Genomic DNA, 14,228 nt, shown 5'->3' on the forward strand with positions numbered 1-14,228 from the left:
CGCCCGCGACCCCGGGCGCGCCCGCCGCGCCGCCCGCCCAGCCGGCGCCGCCCGCGCCGTCGCAGCCGGAGCAGCCCGCGCCGGAGGAGCCGATCGTCGCGATCGGGACGACCGACTGGGGCTTCCGCGCGAGCTTCCGCTCCTACGTCTTCAACGGCAACGGCAGACCGCCGATCAGCGTCGCCGCCGGCGCCACCTGCGACACCGACCCGCCGTCGACCAAGGGCGGCTGCCCGGCCGACGTCCCGTTCGCGTTCAGCGCCGTCGCCGGCGACTACGACCCCGCCACCGGGGCCGGCGTCGTCGAGCACCGCGGCACCGTCACGTTCGACTACCCGGGCCACTTCTTCCGGCTCGCGCTGCGCGACCCGACCTTCACGATCACCAGCACGACCGTGACGGTGAACGCGCGCGTCACGCTCGACAGCACGCTCGCGGGCACGCCGTCGGCCGACGGCCGCGTCGACCTCGGCAGCTTCCCGCTCGACGGCGCCCCGGTCGTCGCGGGCAGACGCCTGACGCTGAGAACGGCGGCCGGCGAGCTGAGCACGGCGGCCGCCGGCCTGCTCGGCAGCTTCCTCCAGGCCGGCGCCGAGCTCGACCCGATCACGCTCTCGGCCGACGTCGTGGACTGAGGCCGCCGGGCCGCTTCAAGCGACCACGCGCTCGGCGGGCTGCATTCCCGTCGAGCGCCGACATGCCAGTTGCGCTCCTGAGACACCAATGTCTATTGTGTGTCTCAGAGGGCTTCCGGCCGGGCACGCGCGCGCATCGTGCGATCCCCGCTGACGAGGGGAAGCCAGGTCGCTGAGGAGAGGTAGGACGCAATGGTTCCGGCCACCGGCAGGGTGGGCGGCGCGTACGCGCGCGCCCACGGCCGTCAGTTCCGCGTGGGCGCACGCGGCCGCTCGGGAGGTCTCGCGTGAGACGCGCGGTCGCAGGTCTCCTGACCGCGGCGGTCGCCGTCGCGGGAGCCGCGGCGCTGCCCGGCGCCGCCGCCGCCGAGCTGCCTGACGGCACGGCGTACGAGCTGGTCTCGCCGCTCGCCTCCAGAGGGATCGACGTCAGCACGCACTGGGCCTGGGGCGACGGCGACCGCGCCGTGCTCGGCAGCTGGACGGCCGATCCGCGCGGGCTGACGGTCGCCAGCCGCACGGCCGCCGGCTGGCAGGCCGAGCGCCGCGACCTGACGCCGCCCGGCGCCTGGATCTTCTTCCCGCCGACGTTCCTCGACGGCACCGACGACCTCTCGCGGATGGTCGTCGCCTACCACGCCGAGCCGAACATCGCCCCCAACCAGCTCGGGATCCGCCAGCCGGACGGCTCCTGGACGAAGGTCGGCAGCGGCGTCAGATACGCCGGCAGCTCGGCCGACGTCGAGCGCGTCGTCGTCGTGCCGTACTGGGGCGCGACGCCGTACCCGGAGATCGCCGACCCGACCGGCGTCTTCCTGTGGGAGCGCGGGCAGGTCGCGGCGATCGGCGGCGACGACGCGCGCGTCGCGACCTGCGGCGCGATCGTCGCCGACGGCGGCGGGACCGGCGTGCTCGGCCAGAGCGGCATCTCCGCCGACGGCCGCTCGGTCGTGCTGACCTCGAACAGCTGCCCCGACCCGGATGCCGGCACGACGATCGAGAGCCACGTGCTGCTGTGGCGCGACGGCCACACGGTCGACCTGTCCGCGCCGGCCTCCGGCTCCGACGGCGCCGCCGCCTACGTCGGCAACGCCGCCGACGGCTCCGCCGTCTTCTTCCGCACCGCGCTGGCGCTCGACCCCGCCGACGCCAACGGCGCCGAGGACGTCTACCGCTACGACGTCGCCAGCGGCGCCCGCACCCGCGTGACCGGCGCGGCGACCGACGCCGCTGCCGCAACGCTGACCTCCGCGATCTCCTCCGACGACGGCAGACGCCTCTGGTTCGCCACGAGCCTGCCGGGCGACGAGGACGAGCTCTGGGTCTGGAGCGACGGCGAGGGGGCGCGCAGCATCGCCCGCGTCCACGACGAGGACGGCAGCGCGCCGGAGCCGTTCGCCTTCCAGCGGACGGCTGGCTGGGCGGCCGCCGACCTGACGCAGCTGACGGCCGACGGCGCCGTGATCGCGTGGACGGGAAGCGGCAGATTCGCCGGCAACGGCGACGGCCGCAAGGAGGTCTTCCGCGCGACGGCGGACGGTGCGCTGGCCTGCGTCTCGTGCGACGAGGAGTCCTCCGCGGTGACGCGTTCCGGGGCCGAGTTCGGCTCACCGCCGACCGACTTCGCCGGGCCGACGCCGCGCATCTCCGCCGACGGCGCCGCTGTCTACTTCCAGACGACTGAGGCGCACGACTCGCTCGACTGGAACAACGAGTTCGACGTCTACCGCTGGCGCGACGGCGCGCTCACGCTGATCAGCTCGGGCCAGTCGGGCACGACCGGCACGCTCGCCGGCGTCAGCCCGCGCGGCGACGCCTTCTTCGCGACGACCGCGAAGCTGCTGCCGTGGATCGACGACCACCATCGCAAGCTCTACGTCGCGCGCGCCGGCGGAGGTCTGCCGGCGCCCGTCGACCCGACGGCGAACTGCGTCGGCGACCTCTGCCAGGGCGACGCGGTCGTGCCTGCGCCGGAGACGCCCACGGGCTCCGAGCAGTTCCGCGGCGCCGGCGACGCCGAGCAGCCCGAGCCGCCGACCGCCGCGATCAAGCTCGCCAAGGTCACGGCGGCCGGCAAGCGCCGGCTCGCCGCCGGCGGCACCTTGACGGTCGCGGTCCGCGCGACGACGGCCGGCCGCGTCGCGGCGACGCTGCGCATCCGCGCTGGCAAGCGCTGGACGACGGCCGACACGGCCGCGACGACGCTCGCGAAGGCCGGCACCGCGCGCCTGCGCGTGCGGCTGTCGAGCGCGGCGCGCAGACAGCTCGCCCGCCGCGGCGCGCTGCGCGTGCGGCTCGACGTGACGCAGACGGGCGGCGCCGATCCGCGCCGCGCGACGTTCGTGCTGAAGGGAAGACGGGCCTCCGCCCGCGCGGCCTCCGCACAGGCGGCCGATGGGTTCAGCCTCGTGCCGAACAGCTTCCAGGCCGGGCTGTCGAACACGCAGGCGGCGGCCCACCCCGACCTGAACGTCAGCTTCGCGCTGAGAAGCAGCCCGGCGATCCAGCCGGCGACCGGCAGCCTGCTCGACCAGCCGGCGGAGACCGCCAAGACGGTGATCGTCGACCTCCCGCCCGGGATCGTCGGCGACCCGGCCGCGACGCCGCGCTGCGCGGAGGAGGTGCTCGTGATGTGCCCGCCGGAGACGCAGATCGGCGTCGTGAGAGTCAGAACGTTCCTGCTCAAGGAGGGCGTCGTCCCGGTCTACAACCTCGTGCCGTCGCACGGCGTGCCGGCCGAGTTCGGCTTCTGGGCGATGCTGACCGTGAAGCTGCAGGTCTCCGTCCGCAGCGACGGCGACCACGGGCTGCGCACGACGATCGACAACCTGCCGACGCTGGCGGCGCTCGTCTCGACCGACCTGACGCTGTGGGGCGTCCCGGCGGACCCCGGCCACGACGAAAGACGCGGCGTCGCCTGCCTCGACGAGGGTCTGGGCGCGGGGAGCGTCTGCAGCGGCGGGTCGGGCACGTCGAGCAGCGCGCCGCGCAAGCCGTTCCTGACCAACGGCTCGTCGTGCGACGCCGCCGTCCCGGTGCGGATGTCGATCGAGAGCTACGACGCCCCCGGCAGACGACTGCATGCCGAGACGCCGCTGGCGCAGCCGACCGGCTGCGACAGACTGCGCTTCGCCGGCCGCGGCAGCGCACGCGCCGACGAGCCCAGAGCCGGCGCGCCGTCGGGCTGGACGATCGACCTCGCCGTGCCGCAGAACGCCGACCCCGACGGGCTCGCGACGCCGCCGCTGCAGCGCGCGGTCGTGACACTGCCGGAGGGGACGGTCGTCTCGCCGTCGGCCGCCGCCGGTCTGCAGGGGTGCAGCGTCGCGCAGCTGCGACTCGACAGCCTCGCGGCGCCGGACTGCCCGCACGGAGCGAAGATCGGCGACGTCTCGATCGACACGCCGCTGCTGTCCGAGCCGCTCACGGGCGCCGTCTTCCTCGCCGCCCCGAGCACGTCGCAGCTGCTGAGAATCGTGCTGGTCGCGGCGGGGCAGGGCGTGCGGCTGAAGCTCGCCGGCCGGATCGACGCCGACCCCGTCAGCGGCCGTCTGACGACGACGTTCGACCAGAACCCGCAGCTGCCGTTCTCAGCGCTGCGGATGACGCTGAAGGGCGGACCGCGCGCGGTCCTCGCCAACGCGCGCCAGTGCGGGCCGGCGACGACGACGTTCGCGCTGACGCCCTACGGCGGCGGCGCGACGGCCGTCTCGCACGACACCCACGCGGTCAGCGGCGACGGCGCCGGCGCGCCGTGCGCGGCGACGGGCTTCGCGCCCGGCTTCTCGGCCGGCACGGCCAACCCGGCCGCGGGCAAGGCGACGGCGTTCTCGCTCGGCTTCTCGCGCGGCGACGGCGACGACCTGCTGCGCGCGATCGACGTGACGCTGCCGCCCGGCCTGCTGCCGAAGATCGGCCGCGTGCCGCTCTGCGCCGAGGCGCAGGCGGCGGCCGGCAGCTGCGGCGAGGAGTCGCGCGTCGGCAGCGCGCAGACGACCGCCGGCCCCGGCACGCAGCCGTTCGGCCTGCCCGGCCGCGTCTACGTCGCCGGTCCGTACAAGGGCGCGCCGTACAGCCTCGCGATCGTCGTGCCGGCGGTCGCCGGCCCGTTCGACCTCGGAACGGTCGTCGTGCGCGCGGCGGTGCACGTCGACAAGCGCACCGCGGTGCTGCGCGTCGTCTCCGACCCGCTGCCGACGATCCTCCAGGGGATCCCGCTGCAGATCCGCTCGGTCCGCATCGCGATCGACCGGCCCGACTTCATGCTCAACCCGACGAGCTGCTCCGAGCGCCGCGTCGGCGCCGCGGTCAGCGCGGTCGGCGGGGCGGTCGCGAACGTCGGCGCGCGCTTCCAGGTCGGCGACTGCGCGGCGTTGAAGTACACGCCGAAGCTGACCGTCAAGGTCGGCGGCAGAGGCGAGGTCGGCGCGCGCCGCAAGACGTCGCTGGTGGCGACGCTGACGCAGCCGGCCGCGCAGGCGGCGAACCGCAGCGTCCAGCTGATGCTGCCGCGCACGATCAACGCGCGCCTGGAGGTCATCCGCAGAGCGTGCACGCAGGCGGCGTACGACGCCGGCAACTGCGAGGCGGCGCGCGTCGGCTCGGCGAGCGCGACGACGCCGCTGCTGAAGGGGCCGCTGAGCGGCGCCGTCTACATGGTCAGAAGCCCCGTGCGGAGACTGCCCGACCTCGTCGTGCAGCTGCGCGGCGAGGTCGCGATCGACCTCGTCGGCAAGGTCACGATCAGCCGCGACCTGCGGCTGACGACGACCTTCGACACGATCCCCGACGTGCCGCTGTCGCGCTTCCAGCTGACGCTGCCGGCGAAGATCTCACCGGTCGGCAACGTCAGAGCGCTGTGCACGCAGGAGTCACGCCGCGCCGCCGCGGTGCAGACGCTGCGGGCGCAGAACGGTCGCGTGCTCAAGCGCCACCCGCGGCTCTCGATCGCGGGCTGCCCGAAGCGCTGACGGACGTGGGCGGGCGCTCCTCGGAGCGTCCGCCCGTCAGCGGTCCCAGCCGGCGGCGGCCGCGCGCAGCAGCGCCCGCACCATCTCGACGCCGGGGCGGCCGAGCGCGGGCGGGCGGAAGGCGAGCGCGATCGGGTTGCGCGGCCGTCTGCTCGGCGCGTGCAGCTCGACCAGCTCGCCGCGGCCGATCGCCCCGGCCGCGACGTACCGCGGGACGACGCTGACGCCCGCCCCGGCGCTGACGGTCCGCACGACGCCGCGGAAGTCGGGCAGCGTGACGGCGGCGCCGGCGTCGAGCGAGGCGCCGAAGACTTCGCGCCAGTAACGCCGCAGCAGCGGCAGCTCCTCGTCGAAGGCGACCAGCGGCACGTCCGCGAGCGCCGCGAGCGGCGCGGCGTCGAGCGTCGCGGCCGGCAGCCGCGCCGCCCACGCCGGGTTGCCGACGAGCACCAGCGTCTCGGTGAACAGCGGCTCCTGCCGGACGCCGGGCCGTCTCAGCGGGCGCGCCGCGACGGCGATGTCGAGCTCGTCGGCGGCGAGCCGGTCGAGCACCTCGTCGGCGACGCCCGTGTGGAGGCGGAGCCGCGGCGCCCCCGGCGCGGCTGCGAGCGCCGGCGCGACCGCGATCGACAGCAGGTCGGCCGGCCCGCCGACGTGGACGGTCGCATCCGTGCCGCGCCCGACCAGGCGCGCGGTCGCGCCCTCCAGCGCGTCGAGGTGCGGCCCGACCTCGCGCGCGAGCCGGTCGGCCTCCTGCGTCGGCACGACGCCGCGCGGCCCGCGCACGAACAGCGGCCGGCCGCTCTCCAGCTCCAGTGCCCGCAGCTGCTTGGAGACGGCCGGCTGGGAGAGATGCAGCTGCGCGGCGGCCGCGGTCACCGAGCCGCTGCGGTAGACGGCAAGGAAGATGCGCATCCGTTCGAGCCCAGCCATAACCAAAAGGAATACCAGTTGCCATGTTTGCGCGTTGGCGGGCATACCTACCGAGACGCAGGATGAGGATCGCCCAGCGAACCGGAATCCCCCGAAGGAGCAACGAGATGCCGCGCGTACTGATGATCGTCACCTCCCACGACAGGCTCGGCGACACCGGCCGTCCGACCGGCTTCCACGTCGGCGAGGCCGCTCACCCGTGGGCGGTCCTGACCGCCGCCGGCATCGCGGTCGACGTCGCCTCGCCACGCGGCGGCCACGCGCCGGCCGACAGCGCCGACCGCTCCGATCCGCTCCAGGCCGCCTTCCTCGACGACCCGGTCGCGCAGGCGAGAGTCGCTGAGACGCTCCGCGTCGCCGACGTCGATCCGGCCGGCTACGACGCGGTCTTCCTCGTCGGCGGTCACGGCACGATGTGGGACTTCCGCGACCCGGCGATCGCGGCCGTCGCGCGCGCCGTCTACGAGCGCGACGGCGCGATCGCCGCCGTCTGCCACGGGCCGGCGGCGCTCGTCGACCTGACGCTCTCCGACGGCAGCCCGCTCGTCGCGGGCAAGACCGTCGCCGCATTCACCGACGCCGAGGAGGAGGCGGTCGGCCTCGCCGGCACCGTCCCCTTCCCGCTCGCCGCGACGCTGCGCGAGCGCGGCGCCGTCCACACCGCGGCGGACCTCTGGCAGCCCAATGTCGAGGTCGACGGCCGCCTCGCGACCGGCCAGAACCCGGCCTCGGCGAGACCGCTCGCGGAGGCGCTCGTGGAGCTGCTCGCTCAGGCCGGCAGGTAGCGCACGAGCGCGAGCACGCGGCGGTGGCCCGCGCCGATCACGACGCGCACGGCAGCTCCACCACGACGCGCGTGCCCGCGCCGGTCGCGCTGTCGATCCGCACACGGCCGCCGAGCGCCTCGACGCGGTCGGCGATCGAGCGGATCCCGTTGCCGCCGCGCGCGCCGGCGCCGCCGATCCCGTCGTCGCTGACCTCGATCCGCAGCAGGTCGCTCGGAAGCCGCGCCAACCCGACCGCCAGCTCGCTCGCATGGGCGTGCTTGACGGCGTTGACGAGCGCCTCGGAGACGACGAAGTAGCCGGTGCTCTCGACCGCCGGCGGCAGCCGCGCGCGCAGCCCGTCGACCTCGAGCACGACGGCGATCGGCATGCGGTCGGCGAGCGCCTCGACCGCCGCCGGCAGGCCGCGCTCGGTCAGCTCCGCGGGCATCACGCCGTGCACCAGCGCGCGCAGCTCGTCGATCGCCGTCTCGATCCCCAGCCGCAGCTCGGTGCGCGCCTCCGGCAGCGGCGCGACGCCGGCCTGCACCGCCAGCAGCACCAGCCGCGACTGCAGCCCGTCGTGGAGGTCGCGCGCGATCCGGCGGCGCTCCTGGTCGCCGGCCTCGACCAGTCGCGCGCGCGAGGCGCGCAGCTCGACCGTCAGCCGCTCGCGGTCGAGCGCCAGCGCGATCACGCGGGCGGCGGCGCACACCTCCTCCGGGCGCGGCAGCAGCGTCGCGTCGTAGACGATCGCGCCGATCGTCGTCCCCGCCAGCTCGACCTCGGCGACGCCGCGACCGGCGCTCGCGGTCGGCGGCACCGCGGTGACGCCGGCGCCGTTGAGCCAGCCCTGTCTGCCGGGCACGCGGAACAGCAGCTCGACGGTCGGGTCGCCGAGCGTGGCGGCGAGCAGGTCGGACAGCTGCGGACGGCCGCGGTCCTCGGCGCCGAGCCACGCGCCCAGCTCCTCCAGCTCGGCCGTGCGCCCGAAGCCGCCGCGCAGCGCCGCGACGGCGAAGGCGATCGGCGCGCCGGAGATCAGGGCGATCTGCAGCACGAAGACGTTGAGCGAGTCGGCCGCGCCGTCGAGGTCGGCGAGCGCGCGCCCTGTCGGCAGCAGCAGGATCGCGACGATCCCGTAGGCATCCAGCGGCGCCAGCAGCCGCCGCTGCGGCGGCGGCAGCGCGCGCAGCCGGCGCACCAGCAGCACGGTCGCCGCGATCACGACCAGCGCACCGCAGGCGCGCTGCGTCCACACCCCGGCGTCGTACAGGTCGGGGCGATCAGCGACCGACAGCGGGCCGGTCCCGCCGAAGAGGTACTTGGGCGCCTGCAGCACGAGCGAGGTGACGTAGGCGGCGATCGTCGTCACGCGCGCCGCGGTCCCGTCGAGGCGGCCCGAGGGGAAGGCGAGCAGCAGGTGGATCAGCAGCGCGATCCCCAGCGTCGAGACGACCTGCCCGGCCGCCTGCAGCGCCGGCACGGGCGAGTTCCACAGCGCCGCCGTCAGCCAGGCGAAGCCGCCCGCGACCATCAGCAGGCCGATGCGGCTGTTGGGCCGTCGCAGCCAGGCGACCGCGCCGGCCGCGACGTAGACCCAGCCGCACGCGACGAACAGCGCGGCCTGCCACGGCGGCGGCTCGGAGACGCCCGAGTAGAGCAGCGCCAGGACGCTCAGCCCGAACAGCAGCGCGGCGGCGGCGAGCCCCGCGACGGCGAGCGTCAGCGCATGGCGGCGCGGCAGGACCGCGACGGCCGGCAGTCGGTCTGTCGCCGCGCGGATCATCTCCGCCTACCCTGCCAGACGCTCGCGCGACGACAAGGCGACCTAGGTCCACTGTCTGCCGCGCGGCCGCGGACCTACATGACGCTCGCGGCGGCGGCCTCGGAGAGCCGCGGCGCGAGGATGCAGCGCAGCGCGCCGCAGTCGAGCTGGACGGTCGCGCCGGCGAAGAAGCGGCCATCGCTCGTGGCGCGCTCGGGTCGCAGCGCAACGAGGCCGGCGAGCTCGTGCGTCGCGCGCGAGGTCGCGGTGCGCAGCGCGCCGAGCGCCTGCCGCTGACCGTAGTGCCAGCCGCCGGCGAGCAGCCGCTCGCCGCGCCACAGCTGCCAGCGCCAGCGGCGGCCCAGCTGGGTCGGCGGCAGCGGCTCGATCGTGTAGGAGAAGGTCGGAAGCTCGTCCTGCATGACCTTCAAGCTAGCGGGCACGCCGCCCGGAATGGACCTAGGTCCACGGCGCTCGCCGCCCGCACGCGCGATCATCGTGCGATGGACTTCGCCCTGCCGCGCCCGCACGACCGGCGCCGACGCCCGCTCACCCTCGCGACGCTCGTCGCGGTCGCCGCCGCGCTCCTGCTCGGATTCGCCGCGAACGCGCAGGCGCAGCAGCTCGGCAGACGCACGAGCCAGCGGCTCGACCGCACCCTCGACGCGGCGCTCGCGGAGACGTGGGCGCCCGGCGTGATCGCCGGCGTGTGGGTCGGCGACCGCGGCTGGACCGCCGCGCGCGGGACCGCCGACCGCGCGACCGGGGCGCGTGCCACGCTGACCGACCACACCCGCATCGGCTCGGTCACCAAGACCTTCACCGGCACGCTGGTCCTGCAGCTCGTCGACGAGGGCAGAGTGCGCCTCGACGACACGATCGAGCGCTGGTTCCCGACGCTGGCCGGCGCCGGCGGCATCACGATCCGCGACCTCGGCACGATGGCGAGCGGCATCGCCAGCTACAGCCTCGACCCGACGATCGCCGGCAGATACCTCGCCAGACCGCAGACGGTCTTCACCCCCGCGGAGCTGATCGCGGCCGCCGCGGGCCTGCCGCGCGACTTCGCGCCCGGCCACGGCTTCAGATACTCGAACACGAACTTCGTCATGCTCGGGCAGATCGTCGAGCAGGTGACCGGCAGACCGCTCGCCGAGGTGATGCGCACGAAGCTGTTCGCGCCGCTCGGGATGCGCCACACGAGCTACGTCGCCTCGACGCGGCTGCCGCGGCCGTCGTGGCACGGCTACACGCTGCAGGGCTCCGACGGCGAGATCCTCGACGCGACCGCGTGGAGCCCGACGTTCGCCGGCGCCGCCGGCCAGATCACCTCGACCCTCGGCGACCTGCGCCGCTGGACGCGCGCGGTCGGCAGCGGCACGCTGCTGAAGCCGGCGACGCAGCGCGTCCGGCTGCAGCCGAACCCGGCCTCGGCGAGCGGCGGGAGAGCGTACGCCTTCGCGATCGGGAAGGCGAAGGGCTGGCTGATGCACAGCGGCGAGCTGCCCGGCTTCAACACGCAGATCGCTTACTTGCCGGCGCGCAGACTCTCGATCGTCGTGATGACGAACGCCGACATCGCGACCGCCGCCGGCAACCCCGCGCCGGCGATCTTCAACGCGCTGGCGCAGGTCGTCGCGCCGGGCACCCTGCCGCGCGGCTGAGCGCGCGGGCCGCTCAGAGCGACAGGTAGCGGACCACCGCCAGCACGCGGCGGTGGTCCTCCGGCGTGCGGTCGATCCCCAGCTCGTCGTAGATGTTGGAGGTGTGCCGCACGACCGCCTTCTCGCTGACGCCGAGCTGCTCGGCGATCGCGGCGTTGCTGCGGCCCTCTGCCATCTGCTCCAGCACCGCCCGCTGCCGGTCGGTCAGCCGTCCGATCGGGTCGCCTCTGCGGTAGCGGCCGACCATCGCCGCGACGACCTCGCGGTCGAGCACGGAGCCGCCGGCGACGATCCGGTGCAGGTCGGCGACGAACCGCTCGACGTCCGCGATCCGCTGCTTGAGCAGGTAGCCGACGCCCTCCTCCCCACTCTCCAGCAGCTCGACCGCGTAGTCGCGCTGGAGGTACTGCGACAGCACCAGCACCGGCAGCCCCGGCAGCCGCCGGCGCAGCTCCAGCGCGGCGCGCAGCCCGTCGTCGGTGTGCGTCGGCGGCATGCGGATGTCGGCGACGAGCAGGTCGGGACGGTGGGCGGCGGTCTTGCGCACGAGGTCTTCGGCGTCGCCGGCGACGGCGACGATCTCGAAGCCGGCCTGCTCCAGCACGAGCGCCAGGCCGGCGCGCATCAGCGCCTGGTCCTCGCCGATCACGACGCGCATGGCAGCTCCACCATCACGCGCGTGCCGGCACCGGTCGCGCTGTCGATCCGCAGCCTGCCGCCGAGCGCCTCGACGCGGTCGGCGATCGAGCGGATCCCGTTGCCGCTGCGCGCCCCGGCGCCGCCGGTCCCGTCGTCGCGCACCTCGATCCGCAGCGCCCGCTCGCCGTGCGCCAGCGTCACCGTCAGCTCGTCGGCGCGGGCATGCTTGACGGCGTTGACCATCGCCTCGGCGGTCACGAAGAAGGCCGTGCTCTCGACCGCCGGCGACGGCCGCCGCTCAAAGCCGGCGACCTCGAGCACGACGTCGATCGGCATCCGGTCGGCCAGCTCGTTGACCGCCGCGGGCAGCCCGCGTTCGGTCAGCTCGGCCGGCATCACGCCGTGCACGAGCGCGCGCAGCTCGTCGATCGCGACCTCGATCCCCTCCCGCAGCTCGCTGCTCGTGCCGGGCGCGACGCCCGCCTGTACCGCCAGCAGCACCAGCCGCGACTGCAGCCCGTCATGGAGGTCGCGCGCGATCCGGCGGCGCTCCTCGTCGCCGGCCTCGACCAGTCGCGCGCGCGAGGCGCGCAGCTCGACCGTCAGCCGCTCGCGGTCGAGCGCGAGCGCGACGATCTGCGCCGCCTCGCGCACCTCGTCGGAGCGCGTCAGCAGCGTCGCGTCGTAGACGATCGCGCCGATCGTCTCGTCGCCGAGCTGCACCTTGGCGACGCCGCGGCGGGTGCTCGCGGCCGGCGGGACCGTCGCGACGCCGGCGCCGTTGACCCAGCTCTGCTCGCCGGGCACGCGGAACAGCAGCTCGAGCGAGCTGTCGCCGAGCGTCTCGCCGAGCACCTCGGCAAGCCCCTCGCGCCGGCCCTCCTCGCCGCCCAGCCGCGCGCCCAGCTCCTCGATCTGGCCGGTGCGGGCGAAGCCGCCGCGCGAGACCGCGATCGCGAAGAAGACCGTGACGCCGGCGGTCAGCCCCATCTGGACGCAGCTGAGCAGGATCGCGCCGCGGCCGTCGAGCAGGTCGACGATGCCGGCGCCGAGCGGCATCGCGAGCGCCGCGACGGCCCCGTAGAGCGACAGCGGTCCCAGCACGCGGCGCTGCGCCGGCGGCGCGTCGCGCAGCCGTCGCAGCAGCAGCGCGCAGGCGACCAGCACGAAGGCGGTCGCGACCCCGCGCTGCGTCCACGCGGCGACGTCGAGCAGCTGCGGGTCTTCGTCGATCTGCAACGGGCCGGGCGCGAGCAGGTAGCGCGGCGCCTGCAGCACGAGCGAGACGCCGTAGATCCCGGCGACCGTGACGCGCTCGGCGGTGCCGCGGAGCCGGCCCGAGGGGAAGGCGAGCAGCAGGTGCACGAGGATCGCGATCGGGACCGTCTGCACGATGCTGCCGGCCGCCACCAGCGCGGGCACCGAGGTGTTGATCAGGCCGGCGCCGAGCCAGGCGAAGCCGCCGATCGTCATCAGCAAGCCGATCCGGCTGCCCGGCCGGCGCAGCCACGCGACGGTGCCGGCGGCGACGTAGATCCAGGCGCCGGCGACGTACAGGACCGCCGGCCACGCCGGCGGGTCGTCGTTGCCGGAGTAGAACAGCGCCAGCTCGACGAGGCCGGCGATCAGCGCGCCGGCCGCGACCTGCCCGACCGCGAGCGTCAGCGCCTGCCGCCGGCTGTACGGGGCATGGTCCTGCGCAGGTGTCGTCGCGACGGCTGACACGTCCTCGCCCCACCTTCCATGGCTCCGAGACGCGGGGGACGACCCAGGCTATCGAGCGTCCCGGCCCGCGGTCCGCTCGCCCGCGCCGGCCGCGGTGGCGGGCCGGGGATCCCGGCCCGCCACCGTGCCTGCCTCAGCGTGCGCCGTTGAGCGCGACGAAGGTCAGGCGGGCGTTGCCGCCGTAGCCGCCCGTCGGGGTGCTGACGAAGCGCACCGGGATCGACGAGCCGGCTCTGCCGAGCTTCGAGAGGCCGCGTCTGCCGAGCGTCATCACGTAGCGCGAGCTGTTGCCCGAGCGGATCGTGCGAGCGCCGGCGCGGGCGATCACCTGGCCGCTGGTCGCGGTCATTCTCGGCACGGCGCAGTCGGTCGGGCCGAAGCAGGCGACCTGGACGGTGACGCCGCCGGTGCGCGAGACGAGCGCGGTCGTCGTCAGGATCACCAGGCGCGCCGGTCCGCCGACCGCCGCCGACTGCGCCGTCGAGGTCAGCCCGGCGACGGTCGCGGTCGCCGCGCACTGGATCGCCTGGCCGGCGTCCACTCTGCCGAGCGTGTAGGTGGCCGCCGTCTGGCCGCTGATCGCTCTGCCGTTGCGCAGCCACGCGTACGTGAAGGTCGGCGTGCCGGTCCACGTGCCGGGGTTGCACGTCACTCTGCTGCCGATCGCGGAGCTGCCGGTGACCGTCGGGAGCGTCGCGTTCGCCGGGCCGGTCGTGACCGGGATCGTGATCGCGGGCGTTCTCGCGACGGTCGTGCCGGCGGCGTTGGTCGCCGTCACCTGGCAGGCGATCTGCTGGCCGGCGTCAGCCGTCGCGGGCGTGTAGGTCGCCGTCGTCGCGCCGGGGATCGGCTGGCCGTTGCGCAGCCACGCGACGGCGAGCGCCGGCGAGCCGCTCCACGTGCCCAGCTCGCAGGTCAGCGCTCTGCCGATCTGCGCGACGCCGGAGAGCGTCGGCTGCGTGCGCACCTGCGGCGCCGCGAGCGGCTCGTAGCTGATGACCGCGACGCCGTCCGCCGGCGCGGGCGCCAGCTGGAAGGGGGCGACGCTCGTCGCGGTCGCGGTCACGAAGTTCTGGCCGCCGGCGCCGCCGCCGCCGCCCGCGCCGCCGGTCGTCGCGTCGACCGCGCCG

The 14,228-nt window shown here is 75.4% G+C and carries 9 protein-coding genes and 1 pseudogene; 4 read left to right on the plus strand and 6 right to left on the minus strand.

All coding sequences use genetic code 11. The features are described 5' to 3' along the window. Together R7226_RS28825 and R7226_RS28830 are read left to right on the plus strand one after the other, a co-directional pair. On the plus strand, nt 1-635 hold a 635-nt coding region (locus R7226_RS28825; RefSeq protein ID WP_318600923.1), incomplete at its 5' end, for an HtaA domain-containing protein. A gap of 287 nt (nt 636-922) precedes the next feature. Beyond that, nucleotides 923-5,605: a hypothetical protein gene (locus tag R7226_RS28830; protein WP_318600924.1), complete on the plus strand. Its 4,683-nt coding sequence runs from the start codon at nt 923-925 to the stop codon at nt 5,603-5,605. Between the two features lie 36 nt (nt 5,606-5,641). On the opposite strand, the gene R7226_RS28835 is transcribed toward R7226_RS28830, so the two are convergent. After that, nucleotides 5,642-6,520 (minus strand): LysR family transcriptional regulator, encoded by an 879-nt coding sequence (locus R7226_RS28835; RefSeq protein ID WP_318600925.1) that lies wholly within the window; start codon nt 6,518-6,520, stop codon nt 5,642-5,644. 125 nt (nt 6,521-6,645) lie between these two features. Here R7226_RS28835 and R7226_RS28840 point away from each other — a divergent pair, with 125 nt between their 5' ends. Next, nucleotides 6,646-7,323 (plus strand): type 1 glutamine amidotransferase domain-containing protein, encoded by a 678-nt coding sequence (locus R7226_RS28840; protein WP_318600926.1) that lies wholly within the window; start codon nt 6,646-6,648, stop codon nt 7,321-7,323. Between the two features lie 37 nt (nt 7,324-7,360). Here R7226_RS28840 and R7226_RS28845 read toward each other — a convergent pair whose 3' ends face one another. Together R7226_RS28845 and R7226_RS28850 are read right to left on the minus strand one after the other, a co-directional pair. Then, nucleotides 7,361-9,091 carry a sensor histidine kinase gene (locus R7226_RS28845; protein ID WP_318600927.1) on the minus strand — a complete coding sequence of 577 codons (1,731 nt, stop codon included), beginning with the start codon at nt 9,089-9,091 and terminating at the stop codon, nt 7,361-7,363. Nucleotides 9,092-9,165: 74 nt separating this feature from the next. Further along, a complete protein-coding gene (locus tag R7226_RS28850) occupies nt 9,166-9,492 on the minus strand; it encodes a hypothetical protein (RefSeq protein ID WP_318600928.1) in 327 nt (108 codons plus the stop codon). A gap of 81 nt (nt 9,493-9,573) precedes the next feature. On the opposite strand from R7226_RS28850, the gene R7226_RS28855 reads away from it, so the two are divergent. Beyond that, entirely contained in the window at nt 9,574-10,734 is a 1,161-nt protein-coding gene (locus R7226_RS28855; protein WP_318600929.1) for a serine hydrolase domain-containing protein, read from the plus strand. 13 nt (nt 10,735-10,747) lie between these two features. Here the strand turns inward: R7226_RS28855 and R7226_RS28860 are convergent, their stop codons facing one another. From R7226_RS28860 to R7226_RS28870, 3 genes and pseudogenes are all read right to left on the minus strand, one after another. Continuing rightward, complete coding sequence (locus tag R7226_RS28860; protein WP_318600930.1) at nt 10,748-11,392, minus strand: response regulator transcription factor; 645 nt, start codon at nt 11,390-11,392, stop codon at nt 10,748-10,750. Further along, nucleotides 11,380-13,098 (minus strand): sensor histidine kinase, encoded by a 1,719-nt coding sequence (locus R7226_RS28865; protein ID WP_318600931.1) that lies wholly within the window; start codon nt 13,096-13,098, stop codon nt 11,380-11,382. Before R7226_RS28865 ends, R7226_RS28860 begins: the two co-directional genes overlap by 13 nt. Before the next feature lie 133 nt (nt 13,099-13,231). After that, nucleotides 13,232-14,228: pseudogene (locus R7226_RS28870) on the minus strand (hypothetical protein); the annotation flags it as partial.

It is taken from the genome of Conexibacter stalactiti (assembly GCF_033542075.1).
Taxonomy (GTDB): domain Bacteria; phylum Actinomycetota; class Thermoleophilia; order Solirubrobacterales; family Solirubrobacteraceae; genus Conexibacter; species Conexibacter stalactiti.